Source organism: Mesorhizobium sp. M3A.F.Ca.ET.175.01.1.1, assembly GCF_004791945.1.
GTDB lineage: Bacteria > Pseudomonadota > Alphaproteobacteria > Rhizobiales > Rhizobiaceae > Mesorhizobium.
The window spans coordinates 61394-79584 of the sequence record NZ_SRTP01000017.1 but is presented as its reverse complement, the minus strand read 5'-3'; the positions used below and the strand labels follow the sequence as shown (position 1 = coordinate 79584).

Genomic DNA, 18191 nt, shown 5'->3' with positions numbered 1-18191 from the left:
CATCAAGGCAGACTGTCCCAGCGGAATACGGGGCTATATCTTTCAGTTATTCGGACCAATGCGCTTGGCGATCCCGGACCTCTGCCGATTGTGAACCAAATGGCAAATCAGACACTCTCCGATCGCGCCGGCTGGTAAACCCCAAGCCCTCCGCCCATCAGTCAACAGGACAGCCCGGCTTGCTATTCGCAAGCCGGGCTTCCGTCTTCAAAACTTGTGCCGAACTTGGAGACGCCGCATGATCACAACCAATCCCCGGCAAGAGCCGGCTTAAGCCCTAGTCTTCCGCTTGCCTGTGCTCTTCCCAGGCTTTGTCGCGGGATTCCGGCCGAGCCCAGCCGCCTTGGCCAACGTCGACCGCTGGGCGGCGTAGTTCGGCGCCACCATCGGATAGTCCGGCTTCAGCCCCCACTTCTCGCGGTACTCTTCGGGCGTGAGTCCGAAATCCACGCTGAGATGGCGCTTCAGCGATTTGAATTTTTTGCCATCCTCGAGGCAGATGATGTAGTCGGGGAAGACCGATCGCTTCGGATTGACAGCGGGAGCCTGGGCTGGCGTCTCGGGCTCGGCCAATCCTCCGATCTTCGACAGCGACAAATTAACGCTTTCGATGATCTCGGGAAGAGACGCAACCGGGACCGCGTTCTTGCTGACGTAGGCGGACACGATGTCCGCGGTGAGCTCGATCAACTGGACTCGATTGTTTTCCGTCTCTTCCGGCATGCATAGACTCCTTATCGCTCCGGGCAATAGCGGAAGTCTCTTAGCCGAGTTTTTCGCCCCAAGGCAACGCCGCGGGAACGCTACCGAAAAGCTGCAACGATCGCCGCCCACTGGCCTGAAGTGCCACCCGTGACCGTGATGCTGGTCGTCCCAGTGGTGCTGGTAGCGTCTGCGCCCCCGATGTACTGAACCAAGCTCACCGGACTGACGGAAAAGTCTGTAGAGATGCCGCTCATGGTGCGGGTCGTCGAGTTGCCGCAAACAGTCGACCCGAAAAACAGAACTCCGTCTTTGACCTGGTTGCCGGTGAAGGTCTTCGGAGCGCCTGTCGGCGTGCCGGTTGTAATCTGCAGGTCGTACGGAGTGGTCGATTGCAGGTTGGTGACCGCGTAAACAGCGATGCGCGGGCGATAGTAGCCAGCACCACTCGAGTTGAACGTGATGTTCACCGCGCCGGAGGTGCCGGTCGGGACCAGTGCACTGATCAAGGCGACGCCGCCGTAAATGCCGCCCGCCTCGGTCGAGTTGCCGTGGATTTTGGCAGCAAAGCCTCCGATCGTCGCCGAGCTAACGGTGCGGGCAGTTGTCGTGCCGTGGTAATACGGTACGATGATGAAGATGTACCGGTTGGCAGCCGCAGTGCCGAAGGCGATGCCGGTAAAAGTGACGGTCTGGCCCTCGTTTGTATGCGTAGTGATTCCCTGATAGACCTCGGCGACCAGGAACGGCGGCCGGCGCTCCGCCGATCAAAGGCGGTGCGATCCCCGGCAGCGTGGCAATCTTTGGCGATGCAGATTGTGAGCCGAGCGAATGATGGCAGGCCTTGGCGGCAGCCACAGCGGCGGTGGAGCGAAGTCGATCACGCCAGCGTCCCCTAAGTGCGAATGACGCCGGTGATGACGAGCCGGGTGCCCGTGTCGACGAAGCCGACGAGGAAGACGGTTTCCGTGGTACCGATGGTGATCGGGAACGCCTCGACGCCGGTCGCCGCCACGAAATTGGCGCTCAGCGCCAGCGTGCGAGAGGTAGTCGTGGCGGTGACCTTCAGGACAAATCCGAAGAGCGGATTGGCGTTGGTCGGGTTTCCCAGGGTGCGATTGCCGGCCAGCGCCACCGAGCCGTTATCGCCCAACGATATATCCCAGAGATGGTCGCCGCGTCCGCAAGCGCCTGATAAGCCACCGTGGCTTTGAGCGCCGATGCAGTCAAAAGCTTGCTGCCCGTGCCAAGCTGGAATTCGCTGTTAGATGCGATGGCGCCGGAGCCGAGGATGGAATAGGTGATCAAACCGGCCGGGACCATGCCGGCGGTCAACTGCCCAAAGCTTAACGCCCCCGAAACACGCCGAGGAATTGTGTCGTCGGCAGCAGCCGCGATGTGGGCGCGCTCCGGCGGAATTAGCCGATCGGCCGAGAACGCTGACTGCGCGCCGTTGCTAAGCTTGCAGGGGCAATGTTGCGTCCGGCGGCGTGAATGTACCTGTGAAGACCGCGTTGTTGATCGGAGCGAGGCTGGACACCGCGACGCCGCTGTCCTTGCCAACTTTGCCCGTCGTGCCGGCGAAGGTAGCGATGTTGTCCGCCGCTGAGGCGGCGGGTCCGGTGAAGTCGCCGACTCCTGCCGGGCCGGTCGCACCAACCGGGCCGGTCGCACCAACGCTCCCGGCCGGACGCCTGGCGACGTTCCTCGGCCGGTCGCCGGATACAGCGACCGACGACCTGCGCCGGTTCCAGATCGAGCAGCAGGACGACGGTGTTCCCGTGCCGACGATGAACAGCATCGTGTCGGCGCTGCGCTTCTTCTTCACGCATACGGTCGATCGTCCCGATCTGGCGCGCAAGCTCGTCCGACTGTCGCACCCACGCAAGCTGCCGGTGGTGCTCAGCCGCGACGAGGTCGCCCGGCTGCTCAACGGCACCACATCGTCGGCGACCTCGATCGAGGCGCGCACGCTCAGCCGTCGGGTGAGATCTCTTCCGGCCTGAAGAGGCCAAGCTTGTCGAGCGGCTCGTGACGGTGCGCACCGTGCGGGTTGCAACCTTGGTGTAGAAGGCGGTGCTATTTAGCTTGGCGTTCCCGAACAGGACCTGGATGATCCGGATGTCGGTGCCGTCCTCCAGCAGGTGGGTGGCGAAGCTGTGACGCAGCGTAAGCAGCAATGCCGGTGGACCATCGTTCGGAGATACGTTCACAGGATGGACGATAGGCGCGGGCTTGGACTACGCTATGACCGACAATCTGCTGCTGCGCGCCGAGTATCGCTATACTGACTTCGGTTCAGAATCGTTTGGTGATCCGGTCAATGCTGATGTCGATCTGAAGACCAACGAAGTTCGGCTGGGCATCGCCTACAAATTCTAGTCCTCTCGCGCAAAACCGCGACGGGCTTTTTCTTTGCGCAACGCAATGGGCGAAGCCGGGCATCACCGGTCGGGTGAAGTTCCTCCGGGGGCGAACATATTCTCCGCCATGCCTCGGTGCAGGGTTTCAGTGTGGAAGGAAGCTGAGACGGCTGCCACCTTGTTCCCGATGAGCTCACGTCGGGCTTCTGTTCCGACGTTGCAACCGAGACGCTATGCCCTATATTATTCTACATCGTCGGCACAGCCTAATGGACGCTTGCGGCTGAGAGACAGCGACCGCGCTCCCGTCTGAACTTAAGACCGGAGGCGAACTATGCCAACGATCCCCAAATCCCGCGCCCGCGCCAAACTGAGCACGACCGGAGCGTGCTCGCTGTCGCAAGGGCATGTATCAAGGGCATGTATAGAGCGTTCGAGGCAATTGCTCATTGAAACCGAGCTGCAGCGAGATCCGTATAGGCTACAGCTCGACCGAAACGCTATTTCGATAACCCAAATTGACGACGAGTGGCACGTTCTGGTCGAGCAAATTGGCCAGCATCTGGTCAGCCGCTCATTCGGAGACGAGCGACACGCCGAGAACTACGCCGAAAGCCAGAGGGTGCGTCTAGGTCTCCAAACGGTGACGCGCATTTAAGGAGACCGCAACCGCCGCTTAAACCTCGTCCGCCTGGAAATGGCCCGCCACAGGTCCATCTCCCCTGTTATTCCCTCGCTGAAGACGTGGATCACTTCCGCAGCCAGTTGCTCCCGCTGTTCCCTGTCTTTTTTGGCCAGACGGCGCTCTTGGCACAGCCGATCAAAGACCCGCTGCAGTAACGCCAGGTCAGCGGGTTCGTAGACGCCACTGGAGCGCGACGTTGGCATTGCTGCCGCCCTTAGCCCAAGAGCCGATTGTCTCACCGAACGGGTTTGAAGCGAAGAGAAATGCAGAGCACCTGCTGTGCCATTGTGGAACAATTCCGTAGCCCCACGCTTAACCAGACAGGCGGTCGATCCCCTTGGGGTGTAGCCGTCTCATGGCAGCATGGAGGCCCGTCGCTTCAGCTCATATAGCGACGGGCTTTTCCTTCACAAAAGCGACTCGCGGATTAGGTCGTGCAGCGATATAATTGCCGTGGCGTGGGAATGGCTTCGCCCTGCGCGTTTGAGGGTGCAATGGCGAACTCGAAGTCTTATCGGCCATGGATGTCGAAATCATCCGATCGGCACTCCACACCGAAATCCGCGAAAGCAACCTACCGGAAAGCGAGTGGCCGGTTCACGCCGCTAAACTGATCCAGGAATTTACGGGCTCGCAAACTGTCGATCCCGAATTGCTGAATTGGATTGTGCGGAATGAAAAGCCCCAGCGCTGAGGAGATCGGCGCCGGGGCTATCAGGTCATGTACTCAGTACCAGCATGTCCGAGCATTAGCTTGGGCTAATATCGTGAATGATTAGTGAAATGGCCGCGTCGGACCACCCGGGTCGATGGCGACGGCATTTTTTGCGGACCCGGCAAATTAGCAGGAACTGATGAGCCTCATGCGGGTTATTAGGTCCGAGCGGCCCGTCCCCCTGCCGCTCCCTAAGCAAAAAGCCCGTCGTTCTCTCCTTCGAGACGGCGGGCTTTCGTAGGATCGACCTACCCCCGACCCCAACGTCGGGGTTTGCCCGGCCTGCCAATCCTGTGTCACACTACGATAAGCGGGCCGGGCCACCTATGTTCCGGCCAGGCATGCAAAACAGTCCGCACCAGTCGCTGCGGCGTAGGTCATCGAACGCTGGGACGACCGTCTATCGATCCTTCTTAATCGCCTTCGCTTCCCGAACGAGGGATGACCAATTCAAGCCGAGCAAGTAGATAAGCTCAACCGCCTGCGCTTCCGTAATGCCCGTCTTTTCGACCAGCAGCCGGACATACTCCTCCAGGGCAGGGTTACTGTCGTTCTTGGTCATCAGCTTGTCCCTAAGGCGCCCCAACGATGCCCTCAGGGCAAGGTTCCATGATCACGGAACATAATCTTGTGCGCCTCATTGTAAGGACAGGCGGTTGATCCCTCAGTTGCAGCCGCCGCGTTTCGACAGCCCGTTGCCGGCCCTCACGGCAGCGGGCTATCTATTAGCGCATTCTAACGTATTGCAGGTCCATGAAACAAGGAACATCATGCGGGTTCGCCTCGCTCATCCCGAAAGGCCCGGTCTTGTTACCCTGTGCATCCCCGCACAAGGAAGAATACGAGAGAGCGCTTGATCCGATGTTCGGCAATGTTCACTTGGCTATCGCCTCTCTGACAGAACGTCGCGAATGACGTGGCACCAGTATATTCTTGGCAGCGCGGACCCTTCCCCGCAAAAGGTAACTGTAAAATGCAGTCGTGATGTGCGTAAGTTGTCGCATGGCAAGCAAATCTGACCTGAAGTCCGTCACCGCGGAGGCACGCGCTCCCAAATCTTCTGAAACTAAGTGAAATGGTGAGCGCGTAAGCATCTTGAAGTGATTGAAGGCACGAAGTCCAATCCAGATATTCCTGGTCTGAAATCTCGTGTATTGTACTAGGGCGGTTCGGCATCGGCACCAGCTCCGTTACGAACGAAGTAGATCCGCAAGATTGTCCGACTGTTCCACCTTGTCGGTGAGATCCAGCCCCGACAGCAGGTCGACCAGATGGCTGTTCATCAGGACCGAGGCGTCGGCACTGTCGCCGGCCTCGATCGCATCGACCAGCGCGTGATGAGCGTGCTTTTCGCAGGTTGCGTCGCGGCGCTTCCAGTAGAGCGCAATGATCAGCGAAGAGTGCGAGACGAGGTCGCGGACGAAATTGGTAAAGATCGAATGTGCGGCGATCTCGGCAATGCCGACATGAAAGCGCGCCGACAGCATGATGGCGTCGCTGTCGCGGCCGGCATGCAGCGCGTCGTGCTCCTTTTCCAGATGTGCCCGCAATTGCGCGATGTCGGACGGCCCGGCCGCCTTCGCGGCAAGCGCCGCCACTTTCGGCTCGATCAGCGCCCGAGCCTCGAACACCTCCCGAGCTTCGATCTTCGACGGCTGCGCGACGAAGGCACCGCGATTGGGCTCGAGTCGCGCGAGCCGGTCATGCGCCAGCGCCTGCAGGGCGGCGCGAATGACGGTGCGGCTCACCGAATAGATCGAGGCCAGTTCGTCTTCCGGCAGCTTGGTGCCCGGCGCGAGCCGATGGCTGACGATGGCGTCCCTCAGCCCATAATAGATTGGTGCCCAGCGCGCTGCCGGCCTGTCGTGGCGATCTACGTCCCAGAGTACCGTCAACATGCTCTCGATGCGGCCGACTCGGCCCTTTCTGCCCGCAAATCGCCAGCAGCGGTTCAATCTAATCGCGCTTGCGCCCTGGTCAATGCCTAGGGATCCCATCTCCCGCGCTAGCGGGACGACCCGGCGCCCAACGGCGACGCCGAAGCAAAGATGCCCGCGAAGCGCTTGCCTCGAGGAGCCGCGTAGCCGCCAATCTTCGATGTCCTCAAGCCGACCTTGAACAGGCCCTCGGCCAGAGTGACTGCGCAGACGACGCCGTCAAGCACCGGAACTGCATGCTCTTCGGACAGGCTGTGCGCGAGGTCAGCCATGCCGGCGCAGCCAAGGACGATCGCCTCGGCGCGATCGTCGCGGATGGCGCGCGCGATCTCCTGCGAGATCTTGTGCCTCGCGTTCGAGCCAGGCTGTTCGAGGTCGAGCACGGCGACCTCCGACGAGCGCACTTTGGCGCAGCGCGAGGCAAGGCCGTATTTTGCCAAATTATGCTCGATTGCAGGGACCGAGCGGGCGAGTGTTGTGACAACACTGAACTTGCCGGCGACGAGGCTGGCGAGATGGAAGGCCGCCTCGCCGATGCCGATGACAGGAGCTTCGCTAGTGCAACGTGCGGCATCGAGCCCGGTGTCGTCGAAGCAGGCGATAACATAGGCGTCCGCTGCCGGCGCCTTGCCCATTTCATCGATGATGCCTGGAATGGCGAAGACCTCGTCGAAATAGCCCTCAATACTCGGCGGACCATCGACCGGGTTGACGGCGATGATTTCGGTGCCCGAGGACGCAACGCTCTCGGCCGCCTTGCCGATCTTGGCGGTCATCGATGCGGTGGTGTTGGGGTTGATGACGAGTATGCGCATTAAAATCAGCCTCAGATCTCGCCGCCGAGATAAAGACGCTTGACCCGGTCGTCGGCCAGCAATTCGGCGGAGTTTCCGCTCAGCGCGATGCTGCCGGTGGTAAGCGCGTACGCGCGCTGCGAGATGCGCAGCGCCATGCGCGAATTCTGCTCGACCAGGAGAACGCTGACCTTCTCGTCGCGGTTGATGGCGACGATGGAGCGGGCAATGTCCTGGACAAGTTTCGGCGCGACGCCGAGCGAGGGCTCGTCAAGCAGCAGGAGCTTCGGCTTCGCCATTAGCGCGCGTCCGATGACCAGCATCTGCTGCTCGCCGCCGCTCATGGTGCCGGCGGCCTGCGAGAAACGTTCCTTCAGCCTGGGGAAACGCCCGAGCACCATTTCCATCGACGCCGCGATTTCTGCATTGCTGGAGCGCGTGAAGGCGCCCATTAGGAGATTGTCCCTGACCGTCATATAGGGAAAGACGCGGCGCCCTTCGGGCACCATCGCGATGCCCATCTTGACGATCTCGTCTGGGGCGGCGCCGTCGATGCGCTTGCCGTGATAGTGGATCTCGCCAGACCTGATCCGGTTGAGGCCCGTGATGGCGCGAAGGATTGACGACTTACCGGCGCCGTTGGCGCCGATCAGCGCGACCGTCTCGCCTTCGTTGACCTCAAGGGATACGCCCTTCAGCGCGTAGACGTGATCGTAATAGAGTTCGACGCCGGCGAAGTTCAGGATCTGGTTCATAGCCCGATCGCCTCGTCTTCGCTGCCGAGATAGGCTTCGATGACCTTCTCGTTGGCCTGGATGTCCGATGGCGTTCCCTCGGCGATCTTCTGCCCGAAATTGAGCACCACGATGCGGTCCGAGATCTTCATCACGGCCGGCATGTCGTGCTCGACGAGCAGGATGGTGAGGCCGAGATCGCGCAGGCGCCGCACCATCGCCACCATCCGCATCGTCTCCTCGTGATTCATGCCGGCGAAGGGCTCGTCAAGCAGCAGTATCGAGGGATTGGTGGCAAGGCCGATGGCAATGCCCAGCGCGCGCAAATGGCCATGTGGCAAGTTGCGGGCGATCTCACCGGCAAGCGAGGCCAGGCCGAGCAGCGCCAGGATCTCGTCGGCGGATTGGCCAAAGGCCGCATCATCGGCCTTGGCGGTGCCGGTGCCAACGAAAAAACCGAAGAGGCTCGCCTTCGATCGAAGATGATGGGCGATGACGACGTTGTCACGCACACTCATGTTCCTGAAGATCGTCGTCTCCTGGAAGGTTCGGACGACGCCCTTGCGGGCGGCGATATGCGGCGCAAGGCCGGAGATGCGCTCGCCCTTCAGCCGCACTTCGCCTGAGCTCGGCCTGAGGAAGGACGAGATCAGCTTGAACAGAGTCGACTTGCCGGCGCCGTTCGGACCGATCACCGACAGGATCTCCTTCTCGCGGACCGCGAAGGAGACGTTGTTGACCGCGACGAGACCGCCGAAGCGCTTGGTGATGCCGGAAACTTCGAGCATTTCGGCCACGGCTCAAGCCTTCTTTTGGGTCGGAACCGTGAGGCTGAGCAGCCCGTTGGGCAGCACCAGCATCAGCACGATCATCAGTCCGGAATAGATCAGGAGCTGGAACTGGCCGGTCTGAAACAACAGGTCCCAGCCGAAATAGAGCACCAGCGTGCCGAGCATCGGCCCGAACACGTAGCCGAGGCCGCCGAGGAAGCAGTTCAGCATGAAGTTTACCGAATCGGTCACAGTGAAGCTCGACGGATAGATCGACTGCGAGATCGCCGCAAAGATGGCGCCGGCAACGCCGCCGAAGAAGGAGGAGACGGCATAGGCGATGACGCGCAGGTAAGCGATGTTGACGCCGATCGAAGAAGCAAGCTCCTCGTTCTGCTGCAGCGATTGGCAAAGCTTGCCGATGCGCGAATTGACCAGCCGATACATCACGCCGAAGCAGATCACCATCAGCGAGACAGCCAGCAGGTAGAAAGCGAGCCGCGAATTCTGCAGCGTGGCGAAATCAGGGACCAGGGTGTTACCGAAGACCGACAGCGCGCCGGGCAGCGGGATGCTGACGATGCCCTTGGCGCCATTGGTGATCGGCAGTGCCAGCGCGAGCAGCCGCGCCACCTCGGTCAGCGTCAGCGTCACCATGGCGAAATAGACGCCGCGCAGCCGCAGGATCGGCAGCCCGATCAGCACGCTTGCCGCCGCGCAGAACAGACCGGCCACGGGAAGCGTCAGCCAGAACGACCAGCCGTGGTTCATCACCAGGATGGCCGAGACATAGCCGCCCATCAGCGCATAGGCGCCCTGGCCGATGTTGATGCGGCCGATATAGAAGGTGAGCCACACGCCGGCGCTGGCGATGCTGAGCAGCGCCACCGAGGTCAGTGTGTAGTAGAGGTCGATGCGGCCGCTTACGGAGATCGCGGCCGGTACGACGATGAAGACGATCGCCAGGAAGGCCGCGACCGAAGCGATTTTCATGTTGCGATTGCGGGTCATGTCGCTCTCAACCCCACGGTTTGCCCATCAGCCCATTGGGGCGGATCGACAGGAAGACCATGAGGGCGGCGAAAATGACGAGGTAGGTGACGTCGCCATATTGGCGCAGCACCGTGAGACCGACCGATTCCATCATGCCGAGGATGAAGCCGCCGGCAATCGCACCGCCGACAACACCGGCACCGCCGATCATCACCATCAGGAAGGCCTTGATCGAGATCGGGCCGCCGATGCCGGAATTGACGCCGGTGATGGTGACCAGCAGGCCGCCGACGATGCCGGCCAGCATCGCGCCAAGCGCAAAACCGATCATGGAATAGCGGTCGACCCGGACTCCCATCAGCTGGGCCGCGACGCGGTCCTGAGCGAGCGCGCGCATGGCGCGGCCGACCCGGCTGTATTGCATATAGAGGACAAACGCCGCTATGAAAACAATGGCCAGCGCGCCGACGACCAAGCGGTCATAAGGCATGATGATGCCGGCCTCATTGAAGACGCCCTTGACGATCTTGGGCACGCCGCGCTGCTTCTCGCCGAACATGAGCAGGATGACGGCGTCTAAGAAAAAGGCCGTCGCAGCCGCGAGCAGCATGGTGCTCTCCTCGCGATGACTGCGCCTGATGACGGTACGGAAGAGGAATTTCTCCATCAGCGCGCCGATCACGGCGAGCGTCACACCGGACGCCAGCAGCGCCACGACGAAAGGCAGGCCGAGCTGGCCGTAGACGGTGTAGGTGATAAACCCGCCCAGAACGTACATCTGCCCATGGGCGAAATTGAGCACATTCATCAGGGCGAAGATCAGGGTAAGCCCCAGCGCGATCAGCGCATATTGGGCACCGAGATATAATCCGTTGGCGATGACCTGTTCCATGGATCCCTTCGATCTTCCGTGGGGTCCGAGCATCGCCCGGACCCCGGCATTCGGGAGGAAGTAACTTAGGAACCTGACCCTAGTCGACGGAACCGACGAACAGGGTCTGGAAAGCGCCGTCCTTATACTCGTTGACCACCATCGGCACGGCGAGCTGACGCTTCTGGCCGAAGGAGGTCGAGCCGACATAGGTAAGCTTGGCATCGCCCTTCAGGAAGGGATTGGGCGCCGAGAAGGTGTCCATGGTCTTCTTGAATTCGTCGACATTGTTGATGGCGGCCGGATTGGCCTTCAGCGTGTCGATAATGTACTCCAGAGCGTAGACCTTGGTGTTCGACTCGTCGTTATACTCGCCGAACATCTTGGTGTAGCGGGCGACGAATTCCTTCATCTCGTCCGACGCGATCTCCGGCGTGGAGGCGCCGCCGACGGAGATGAAGCCGTTGGCGTATTCGCCGGCGCCCTCCTCCAGAACCTTGGCGTCCTGCGCCGTCTCGGTCGAGATCAAACCCTCGAAGCCGAGCTCGCGGGCGGCGCGGATGAGCAGCGGCGCGTTGGCCGGCGCCACGCCAGACAGCACCAGGAGATCGGGCTTCAGCGCGACGATCGGGGTCAGCACAGGCGTGAAGTCGCGGGTGTCGTTCTGGTAGGTGTCGTTCTGCGCGACGACGTCGAGCCCGAGAGCCTTCGCCGCCTCGACGCCGCTGTCACGCTGGCTGAGCGGATCCGATTCATTCGCGGCAACAAAGGCGATCGACTTCACACCTTTGTTTTCCTTGAGATATTTGTAGATCGCCGGGCCTGACTGATAATTGGCGATCATGCCAAGCACGGCGTTCGACGCTGGCTTCTGGTAGAGCGCTTTGGGGAAAGCGTAGGGGAAATACATGATGCCACTCGACTCGGCGACCGGCCGCACCGCGGCCGCGCCGTCATCGACATTCGGTCCGACCACATAGTGGATCCCCTCCTGTGCCATCTTCTCCATGCCGGCGATGGCGCGTTTGGGATCCTTCTGGTCGTCAAAGGTGACGATGTTGATGTTGTAGGTGTCGTTGCCGATCTTGACGCCACCTTTTTCGTTAAGCCAGGCGGCACGCGTTTGCATCGAGCGGACGTTCGATGTGCCCCAGGCGGCGGCGGGGCCGCTGGTGACGCCAACAAAACCGATTTTCAGTTCCTTGTTCTCAGCCTGCGCGGACAGCGTGCCCGCCGCGGCAATCGCCAGGATCGAGACAGCGCCAAGCACCATCGATTTCAGAGTCGAGCGTCTGTTGATCATCTGCAGTTCCCCTTCTGGTTATCGCGCTTTGTGTTTTGCTCATTGGCTGCGCGGATGTCCTAAGGGGAACCCGTCGGCGGGAGATTGTCAACATCTTTCTCAGATTTTGTATACAATAAGCCGGACATCCGACTCTGCGGGCGGGCATCGCCGGCTTGCGAAGGAGATCACGCCCGTGACCATCCGAGAGAAGAAGGGGCCATTCGTGAGCAATTTCTGCCAACAAACGTGAGACGGGCGGATGAGCATCAAGGCCGGACGCCTCGGCTCCTCCCGGCACCAGAACTCGATCTGTCGGCATCCCTATTTCGTAGCTCGACCCTGGAATTTCTTATCGAGCACACCTGGATTCATGCGGAACGGCACCGCAGTCACGGTTTCCTTGGCAACCGGAGTTGAGCGCCCATTGCGTCAAGTCGCGGGGGGCCTGAATCTCTGATGTGCGGCGCAGAGCTGTCTGCGGACCAGAGCGCGTCGCGTGACATCTATAAGTGGATTTTCTAAGTCCCATGCGCTATATGACCATCTACATGGTCAAGAGGACGACATGAACGCGATCAATCTCGCGGACGCCAAAGCACATCTGAGCGAGCTCGTTGACCGAGTTGAGGCTGGGGATTCGATCGATATCACCCGGCGCGGCAAGCCGGTCGCGCGCCTCACGGCAGTGGCCAGGCCACGCATGCGGATCGATGCGGCCCTGCTCCGATCCCTGACGGCAACCATGCCACCGCAGGTGAAGGGTGCCGCTGATCTGGTACGGTCGATGCGAGACGGCGATCGCTACTGATGCTCTATCTCGACACGTCGGTGATCGTCGCGGCGCTCTCGAATGAAGCGATGACTTCGCGCGCCCAAATGTGGCTCGCGGAGCAGAATCCCGCTCAGCTTCTGATTAGCGATTGGACGATCACCGAGATGTCCTCTGCCATGGCGATCAAGCTACGAACCGGGCAGATCAATTTGGAGCAGCGCGCGGCAGCGCTGGCAATGTTCAACAAGTTGGTCGCCGAGAGCTTCACCGTGCGTTCGGTCACGAGCGGGCAGTTTCGAGCCGCGGCGAAGTTCATCGATCAGCATACGCTGGGGCTTCGTGCCGGCGACGCGTTGCATCTCGCGACTGCGTCGGAGCATGGCGCGATGGTGTACACCCTCGACCAACGGCTTGCATCCGCAGGGCCGGTACTTGGCGTGCCAACACAACTGCTGGCATGACTTGGATGAAAGACCTCAGCAATCAATTGCACTCCTTCAGAAAGCGTTCGAGCTGACCGCGGCTGAGGGGCGTGGTAGCACGGGCTTAGCGCGGGCGCCGGTGGTTGCTTGACCGGTTGCACGAGGATCTCCACCGCTACGGCCAAAGCCCCGCCATTTAAAACCAGCGCTGCCGAATGTCGGGCCCAAACTCCTCCCGCCATCCTCCACTTGGCTCGCGGTCGCCAGGCCTTTATTTGGCGATTAGGGCGAGGCATGAGGCTCACTGCAGGGCACCGGATGCGCTTCTGCAACACCCGACGATCATTTTGCGACTCCTAACATTGGTTAATGCGTCTTGCGATGCGCAGGGGAAGGCTATGGCTGTCGCCCACCTTTGGCGGGGATGGGTGAGGCCGACTTGCAGCGCCTTGCGCAGTCTTCTAAGGCATGGCCTGCAGTCGGGCGCGTTCAGGCGTCCTGCCGCGTCCTTCAAGGCGGGAACCGAAGCCCTTCGGAGAGCACTGGCCCTATCTGACGACATGCGCGACGTGGCGGGCTGCACGTCTCGGTGCCACTGAAAACGGTTGTCTGCCCTGAGGCGCAATCCCGCAGAACGGTCTCGGGGCGCGCCCTCCGAAAAGCTGCTGATGTGATGCGCCCCTCCAATCAACGCAGAAGTCCCTCGCTCTCGAACTCTTCCCAGCCGCGGAGTTCGGATTGAGATATCTCGTCGTGGCTGTCGTTGCCCACGGCGCTCTTTTTTACCCGCTTTAAAGCCGCCTTTGCGGCAGCGCGGCGCCGGTTCTCGGCAGCTTTCGCCGCATCTTCCTCGCGCCAGACGGTGACCAGATCGCCGTCAAGCACATCTTCGATCTGGCGTGGATCGAACACGTGGAAGGTGATTTTCCTAGCGCGCCCGCGCAGTTTGACCGTTCTTGTCCCAGCGCTTCGCAAACGGCCGTCCTTCAGCCAGCGTTGCCGCTCGCTTGTGGAGATCGTCAGGATGTCTTCGACTTCGCGCGGGATCACGGGCAGGTCTTCTATTCCCGTCATGGCCTCGGAGATAATCGCAGAGGCCGCTTCAACATCAGCATCCGAGCCTTCCGGCAGTCGCAGCGTAAGCACCCTGGATTCGATGTGAAGCAGCTTTTTCAACGCCGTCGGGAGACGAGCGCGCATCTCGAGGAAAATGCCCCTCGCCCGCATCGACGATCCAAGCGTTGCCGCCGGGGAAAGCGGCCACTCTGCAATCAGCTTTTCATTTGGATCGACTTTTCGGCGCCCAGGCATGCCCTTTACCTAGTGTCTTCGCCAACGGACTCAACGCGAGCTGAGACCGCAAGCGCCAGTTCTGTTGCTGGGCGCAGAGCGGTCAGCTGCGTGCCGTCTCCAACAGCATCTGAAAGCACCCAAGTTGGCACGGGAGTCATGGGCAAGATATCTCACCACCCTGGCGCTGTCCATCAGTCGGTTGACATAGCCCCTCGCCGCCCATGCTCGAGGCTGCAGGCGCCACTGCGCTCGGCGGCATTCCGGAATCCCCTGCTCAACTCGGCGAACTCGGCTTCCATAGCGGAAAACTGCCCGGGAGCGATGCCGGCGAACTGCTTCCTCGGGATCGAGGTTGGTTAGCTGTGACTGCGGTGTGAGTACGACAAACACCCTGGCGGTATTGAGCTTAACCCTTTCCAGCGCGATCACGGCCTCTACCATCTCGACCTGTCGGCTCGGCAAAACCTGACGTAGCAGCCCGAACATGTTAGAACTTCGGCTGGCCCGCATCAGCCCGCTGCAAACATTGGATCTAGCAACTACGGTTTGTCTAAAGTAACGGCGGCTTGCACCACCATTGGCGGGCCGGCATAGATTTTACCAATTTTACCCCAGCGGCACGAAGGGCGTAAACTCAGGGGCCTGAGCGTTTCCGTTTTGGCCACCATGCTGTTCAACAGCCGGGAAACCATGACTCAGTTCGTGAGCAGGCGCGCCGCCGTTCCGCCGCAATGCGAGCCCAGTTCGGCCAGGTACGCCCCTGTTTCTTTTGGTCTTTGGGGCTTCGAAGGAGTTCTGGAGATGATGATCAAGAAGGTTTTCGTGGCAGTGTTGATGACCGCAGCACTTGCCGGATGCGAGACACAGACCGAGGGCCAGCAGCGGGCCACCACCGGCGCGCTGATCGGCGGCGCTGGCGGCGCGCTTGTGGGCCAGGCGATCGGCGGTAACACCAAGAGCACTGTCATCGGCGCGGCGAGCGGCGCGCTGCTCGGCGCGGTGGTCGGCAGCGCCACCACCCCGCAGCGCCGCGGCGAACAACTCTGCCGCTATCAGGACCGCTACGGCCGTATCTATACCGCACCCTGCGACGACCGCTATTACAACGGCGATTATTGAGTTCAGGATGCTAAGGGAGGGGTGCCCGTGGCGCGGGCTCCCCGTCTTTGCTCACTTTGCTACTGGCCGCAGTTCAGCGGCAGTGGCTTTATCTCGTGTTTCAGCTGCGGAACCTGCCATCGAGCATGGCAGCGCCTTGCCGCAAATCTGTTTTTTGGCCAGCGGCATCTTCGTAACGGTCGCCGCGTGGCGCATCGTTACGGCCTCCAATTTCTCGCCGAGCGTACCCTCTGCGAAGGGAAAATCATGGTCAGCCCCATGCCAGTTCGACGTTGGCTTGCACGAGCCCCGCCGATGAGGTCGAACGGGCTCCCGGATGCCTGCCGCCCTACTGCGGCCCGGCTCCTGCCCAAGGCTCACCGCGCCACGTACCCAACCGGGTGACCGGGGTGTGTCCTTTAGAGATTTGCTTGAGAACAAGCTGGCGTAGCGGAGCAACTGCCTTGCAGTGACTCAAAGCGATGGCGCCGGATCGGAACCTAGGCGTCCGGCCTGCTATCCTAGTGTGACACAGGATTTGCGGGCTAGGCCCAGCTTGGGGTGACCTTGGGGGAGTTGTCTGGCAGGCAGAGTCGGCCGCAAGCCCCAGGCTCATGTTTCCGAAACCGATTCCTGACGGGTGTCGCTTCAGCTCCGAAAGCCTGGGTATGTTGCACAAATAATACATCACTGATCAGCAGTCGCTGATAAGTTGGAGGTCGGTTTTTCGCTGGGGTTTTTCGATGCGCTCGCTGTCCTTTTTGTTTGCCGGTCTGCTGGCTTTGCTGACCGGGTCCGCAATTGCCGCCGATGCGGTAGCGGTCGCCCCGGCTGAAGCCATCAACTGGTCGGGTGCCTATATCGGCGGCGTCGCCGGCTACGGCTGGAAGTCCGACAGCTATCATTACTTTGGAAGCTCGGTCGATTTCGATTCCAACGGCTTTGTTGGCGGGTTGATTGCCGGCTACAACTGGCAGCAAGATCAGTTTGTTTTCGGTGTAGAAGCCGACATCAGCTATGCCGATTTGGACGGCAGCGTTCTCATGGTTCCTTTTGTGCCGCCGTGCGGCATTGAGGGCTGTACCGCCAAGGTGGACTGGTTCGGCACCGGCCGGGCGCGCATAGGCTATGCCTTCGAGAATTTTCTTCCCTATGCCACAGGCGGCTTTGCCGTCGGCCATGTGAAGGGCTCGGCCGATCTCGGCGCATGCGGCATTGGTCCGACTTGCGGCTACAGCGATACACGCTGGGGCTGGAGTGCCGGCGCCGGCGTCGAATGGGCCATGAACCAGCAAATATCGCTCAAGGCCGAATATCTGCATGTCGACCTTGGCACGCCGTCTTTCCCGACCACCAACCCGCCGGATCCGTCCCAGGACCGCATCAATTTCGACACGGTTCGCATCGGCATCAATTATCATTTCTAAATCCTGACTGGCTTAGGCCAACTGCCGCAGTAGCGTAATCCGCTAATTTCGAGGCGCTGGCGTCTTGCCGCTGGGGCCGGGGTCAGGTCGATTCTGCGAAAGCTCGCCGTCGCGGGAGAGACCGACGGGCTTTTTGCTAAGAGAGCGGAGGGGGACGGGCCGCTCGGATAGACGCAGCGCATATCTACGGGAACCGCCTTGCGAACAGGCGTGAGGGCATGGCGCTCGCTGATGATATTGTGGTGGTGCGGGGGCAAGTCTGGCTCGGGTGGTCGACACATCCGTGAGCAGCAAGAGCGTATTGCCGCCCCTCGCTGGAAACGGGTCGATGCATTCGCCGCATTTCAGAGGTCAGCGCTGCTGCTCACCAAAGGCCGACGTGTACGGGCAAGGCGCGTTAGTTCAAGCCCTGAATTCCCGCCAGAGCCAGTTGAAAACTAGTGCAGGCATCCCGCCTTCGGGCAATAATCTCGACCGGTGCAATTAGATTAGGCCGACTGTCTGCGACCGCCGCGCTCCCATGAGTGTCCGGACGCCCAGTACTGCCCGCCGTGTGGCCGCCTGGGCGCGCTGCCGCGCGATGGCTTGAACGTGGATCAAATGCTATCACAGGCGGACCGAGCTCGGGGAACGGCCGATTGCGCTGACGGAAGCGGGCGGTGGCGCAGAGGTATCCGCGAGGCTGCCCCAAAGGGCGATGATCATGGAATCAGCGTCGCGTTCACAGGTTGCTGACCACTACGCGCGAAGCAGCCTCGTCGCGGATATCCGCGATGGCCTTGCCGCGATGGGGAAGACCGAAAGCGGTGACCGCCGAGGATCTCTCGCCGGTGGACGAGTTCCACATCGGCGGCCGTGCCGCGACGGCAGAGCTGGCAGCGCAACTTGCGCTCACCGCTGGGGATCGGGTGCTCGACATCGGCTGCGGCCTCGGCGGACCGGCGCGGCAGATCGCTGCGCAGTACGGTTGCCAGGCGTCCGGCATCGATCTCACCCGAGACTACGTCGAAGCCGGCAATGTCCTCTCCGGCTGGCTGCATGTTAAGGAGCGCAAGAGCGCACTATTTTCGGAGGTTGCGCGGGTCCTGCCCACGGATGCGCGTTTTGGTGTCTTCGACGCTGCATATCACAGGGATCGCCATTTGAGACGAAAAAGGCCCGGAAGCCGAAGCCGCCGGGCCAGTTCAGGAGTTGACGATCTTACGGGTAGATCATACCCCCTGAGCCCCCGCGCCGCAAACGCTGGCCAACGTCGATAAACGTTAGATGCGCTTCGCCGCCCCGTAGTGTGCGAGCATGTCGATCTTCTCGGGATCGGAGTCATTCAGGT

20 protein-coding genes and 2 pseudogenes are annotated in these 18191 nt (G+C 61.1%); 8 read left to right on the top strand and 14 right to left on the bottom strand.

What is annotated here, in order from left to right; genetic code table 11:
- Positions 1-270: 270 nt before the first annotated feature.
- The 3 genes from EN818_RS27625 to EN818_RS27615 form a co-directional block, all read right to left on the bottom strand.
- Entirely contained in the window at positions 271-723 is a 453-nt protein-coding gene (locus EN818_RS27625) for a MucR family transcriptional regulator (RefSeq protein WP_135906034.1), read from the bottom strand.
- A gap of 80 nt (positions 724-803) precedes the next feature.
- Positions 804-1211 carry a hypothetical protein gene (locus EN818_RS27620; RefSeq protein WP_135906033.1) on the bottom strand — a complete coding sequence of 136 codons (408 nt, stop codon included), beginning with the start codon at positions 1209-1211 and terminating at the stop codon, positions 804-806.
- Positions 1212-1597: 386 nt separating this feature from the next.
- Positions 1598-1855, bottom strand: coding sequence for a hypothetical protein (locus EN818_RS27615; RefSeq protein WP_135906032.1), 258 nt, complete (start codon positions 1853-1855; stop codon positions 1598-1600).
- A gap of 439 nt (positions 1856-2294) precedes the next feature.
- On the opposite strand from EN818_RS27615, the gene EN818_RS33845 reads away from it, so the two are divergent.
- Positions 2295-2708, top strand: a complete 414-nt coding sequence (locus tag EN818_RS33845; protein WP_245518896.1) for a site-specific integrase — start codon at positions 2295-2297, stop codon at positions 2706-2708.
- On the opposite strand, the pseudogene EN818_RS27605 reads toward EN818_RS33845, so the two are convergent.
- A pseudogene (locus EN818_RS27605) lies at positions 2677-2873 on the bottom strand (tyrosine-type recombinase/integrase); the annotation flags it as partial. The gene EN818_RS33845 and the pseudogene EN818_RS27605 sit on opposite strands and share 32 nt — an antisense overlap.
- Before the next feature lie 34 nt (positions 2874-2907).
- On the opposite strand from EN818_RS27605, the pseudogene EN818_RS27600 reads away from it, so the two are divergent.
- Together EN818_RS27600 and EN818_RS32905 are read left to right on the top strand one after the other, a co-directional pair.
- Positions 2908-3084: pseudogene (locus tag EN818_RS27600) on the top strand (outer membrane beta-barrel protein); the annotation flags it as partial.
- A gap of 1186 nt (positions 3085-4270) precedes the next feature.
- Positions 4271-4444 carry a hypothetical protein gene (locus EN818_RS32905; protein WP_189523862.1) on the top strand — a complete coding sequence of 58 codons (174 nt, stop codon included), beginning with the start codon at positions 4271-4273 and terminating at the stop codon, positions 4442-4444.
- Between the two features lie 421 nt (positions 4445-4865).
- Here the strand turns inward: EN818_RS32905 and EN818_RS32900 are convergent, their stop codons facing one another.
- The 8 genes from EN818_RS32900 to EN818_RS27560 all read right to left on the bottom strand — a co-directional run bounded on the left by EN818_RS32900 (position 4866) and on the right by EN818_RS27560 (position 11867).
- Positions 4866-5027 (bottom strand): hypothetical protein, encoded by a 162-nt coding sequence (locus EN818_RS32900; protein ID WP_189523861.1) that lies wholly within the window; start codon positions 5025-5027, stop codon positions 4866-4868.
- A gap of 628 nt (positions 5028-5655) precedes the next feature.
- Positions 5656-6363 carry a GntR family transcriptional regulator gene (locus tag EN818_RS27590; protein ID WP_135906029.1) on the bottom strand — a complete coding sequence of 236 codons (708 nt, stop codon included), beginning with the start codon at positions 6361-6363 and terminating at the stop codon, positions 5656-5658.
- A 107-nt stretch (positions 6364-6470) separates the two neighbouring features.
- Entirely contained in the window at positions 6471-7217 is a 747-nt protein-coding gene (locus EN818_RS27585; protein ID WP_135906028.1) for an aspartate/glutamate racemase family protein, read from the bottom strand.
- Between the two features lie 11 nt (positions 7218-7228).
- Positions 7229-7951: an ABC transporter ATP-binding protein gene (locus tag EN818_RS27580; RefSeq protein ID WP_135906027.1), complete on the bottom strand. Its 723-nt coding sequence runs from the start codon at positions 7949-7951 to the stop codon at positions 7229-7231.
- Positions 7948-8727 carry an ABC transporter ATP-binding protein gene (locus EN818_RS27575; RefSeq protein WP_135906026.1) on the bottom strand — a complete coding sequence of 260 codons (780 nt, stop codon included), beginning with the start codon at positions 8725-8727 and terminating at the stop codon, positions 7948-7950. Before EN818_RS27575 ends, EN818_RS27580 begins: the two co-directional genes overlap by 4 nt.
- 3 nt (positions 8728-8730) lie before the next feature.
- Complete coding sequence (locus EN818_RS27570; protein WP_135906025.1) at positions 8731-9711, bottom strand: branched-chain amino acid ABC transporter permease; 981 nt, start codon at positions 9709-9711, stop codon at positions 8731-8733.
- A 7-nt stretch (positions 9712-9718) separates the two neighbouring features.
- Positions 9719-10585, bottom strand: coding sequence for a branched-chain amino acid ABC transporter permease (locus EN818_RS27565; protein ID WP_135906024.1), 867 nt, complete (start codon positions 10583-10585; stop codon positions 9719-9721).
- Between the two features lie 79 nt (positions 10586-10664).
- Positions 10665-11867 (bottom strand): ABC transporter substrate-binding protein, encoded by a 1203-nt coding sequence (locus EN818_RS27560; protein WP_135906023.1) that lies wholly within the window; start codon positions 11865-11867, stop codon positions 10665-10667.
- Positions 11868-12414: 547 nt separating this feature from the next.
- Here EN818_RS27560 and EN818_RS27555 point away from each other — a divergent pair.
- Entirely contained in the window at positions 12415-12657 is a 243-nt protein-coding gene (locus tag EN818_RS27555; RefSeq protein ID WP_135906022.1) for a type II toxin-antitoxin system prevent-host-death family antitoxin, read from the top strand.
- Complete coding sequence (locus EN818_RS27550; protein ID WP_135906021.1) at positions 12657-13082, top strand: type II toxin-antitoxin system VapC family toxin; 426 nt, start codon at positions 12657-12659, stop codon at positions 13080-13082. The genes EN818_RS27555 and EN818_RS27550 overlap by 1 nt, the downstream gene beginning before the upstream one ends.
- Before the next feature lie 648 nt (positions 13083-13730).
- Here the strand turns inward: EN818_RS27550 and EN818_RS27545 are convergent.
- Positions 13731-14354, bottom strand: coding sequence for a hypothetical protein (locus tag EN818_RS27545; protein ID WP_135906020.1), 624 nt, complete (start codon positions 14352-14354; stop codon positions 13731-13733).
- Between the two features lie 783 nt (positions 14355-15137).
- Here EN818_RS27545 and EN818_RS27535 point away from each other — a divergent pair.
- Positions 15138-15455 carry a YMGG-like glycine zipper-containing protein gene (locus EN818_RS27535; RefSeq protein WP_067327946.1) on the top strand — a complete coding sequence of 106 codons (318 nt, stop codon included), beginning with the start codon at positions 15138-15140 and terminating at the stop codon, positions 15453-15455.
- 51 nt (positions 15456-15506) lie between these two features.
- Here EN818_RS27535 and EN818_RS32895 read toward each other — a convergent pair whose 3' ends face one another.
- The gene (locus EN818_RS32895) at positions 15507-15650 is read right to left on the bottom strand and encodes a hypothetical protein (protein WP_189523859.1); all 144 of its coding nucleotides are present in this window, start codon (positions 15648-15650) and stop codon (positions 15507-15509) included.
- Between the two features lie 527 nt (positions 15651-16177).
- Between EN818_RS32895 and EN818_RS27530 the strand changes: the two genes are divergently transcribed.
- Both EN818_RS27530 and EN818_RS27525 read left to right on the top strand, forming a co-directional pair.
- Entirely contained in the window at positions 16178-16861 is a 684-nt protein-coding gene (locus tag EN818_RS27530; RefSeq protein ID WP_135906018.1) for an outer membrane protein, read from the top strand.
- An 806-nt stretch (positions 16862-17667) separates the two neighbouring features.
- Positions 17668-18120, top strand: coding sequence for a class I SAM-dependent methyltransferase (locus EN818_RS27525; RefSeq protein WP_189523858.1), 453 nt, complete (start codon positions 17668-17670; stop codon positions 18118-18120).
- The last annotated feature ends 71 nt before the right edge of the window (positions 18121-18191 follow it).